Source organism: Acetobacter sp. AN02 (assembly GCF_029759835.1).
GTDB lineage: Bacteria > Pseudomonadota > Alphaproteobacteria > Acetobacterales > Acetobacteraceae > Acetobacter.
This window is the reverse complement of sequence record NZ_JAJJND010000179.1, coordinates 1-1,165: the sequence shown is the minus strand read 5'-3', so window position 1 is coordinate 1,165 and position 1,165 is coordinate 1. Positions and strand designations below refer to the sequence as shown.

Annotated in this window: 1 pseudogene; it reads left to right on the top strand. The window is 59.1% G+C overall.

Features of this window, described 5'->3' with window-relative positions:
• Window positions 1-84 precede the first annotated feature (84 nt).
• Window positions 85-1,152 (top strand): annotated as a pseudogene (locus LOC54_RS12225) (IS630 family transposase).
• Window positions 1,153-1,165: the final 13 nt, after the last annotated feature.

Below are 1,165 nucleotides of genomic sequence, written 5' to 3'. Positions count from 1 at the left end.
ATACCATCGGGCATTTCCTCTGACTCATCTGTGAAGTGACGCAAAGAGGCTGTTCTGATTCAGTTCTGGGAGGGAGGATCGGGTATGGCTGGTGCGATTGCTTTACGGACGGATTATAGGGCTGATGCGCTTCGGCGTCTGGCCTTGGGTACACGGGATGCGAATGTTGCACGGCGCCTTTTGTCGCTGGCTGCCGTGCGCGAAGGTGCCAGTCGAGGTGATGCGGCACGGATCGGGGGCATGGACCGGCAGACCCTGCGAGATTGGGTGCACAGGTTCAATGCTGCGGGGCCAGATGGTTTGCGGGACCAATGGCGCAATGGCTCTGTCTGCCGCCTGACGGCCGATCAACAGAGGGAACTCTCGGAATTAATCATCGCTGGCCCCGATCGGAACCGAGACGGCGTGGTCCGTTGGCGCCGCGTTGACCTGAAGCGGGTGATGGAAGAGCGCTTTGGCGTTTCGTATCACGAACGCCATGTTTCCACCCTGCTGAAACGGCTGGGCTACAGTCATGTCAGCGTACGGCCCCGCCACCCGGGGCAGGACACTGGCGTCATGGAGGCATTTAAAAAAACTTCCCCCGCATCCTGAGCGCTCATACCGGCCATCTGCCGAAGGGAAAGCCGATCGAGATCTGGTTCCAGGACGAGGCCCGGATCGGTCAGAAGAACGGTGTCGTCCGGCAATGGGCCAAGCGAGGCACGCGACCACGCCAGCCGGCTGACCAGCGTTACGCCAATGCCTGGCTGTTCGGCGCCATCTGTCCTGCACGCGGCAAAGCCGCAGGCCTCGCGCTCCCGTTTATCGGCACTGACAGCATGCAATTGCATCTCAACGAAATTGCGCGCTGTGTCGCCCGCGGAGCCCATGCTGTCCTCCTTCTCGATCGGGCACCATGGCTATACGACTGGAAAAATCAGACTGCCGAAAAATGTCAGTCTGATCTTCCTGCCATCACGCGCTCCCGAACTGAACCCGGTCGAAAACGTCTGGCAGTTCCTCCGCGCCAACTGGCTGTCCAATACCGTCTTCAAAGACATGGACCACATCATCAAGGCCGCATGCTCAGCCTGGAACAATCTCTCTGCCCTGCCGCAAACCATCCAATCCATCGGGCTCAGAAAGTGGGCTCATATCGGTCAAACATGATAACCGTTGGTAT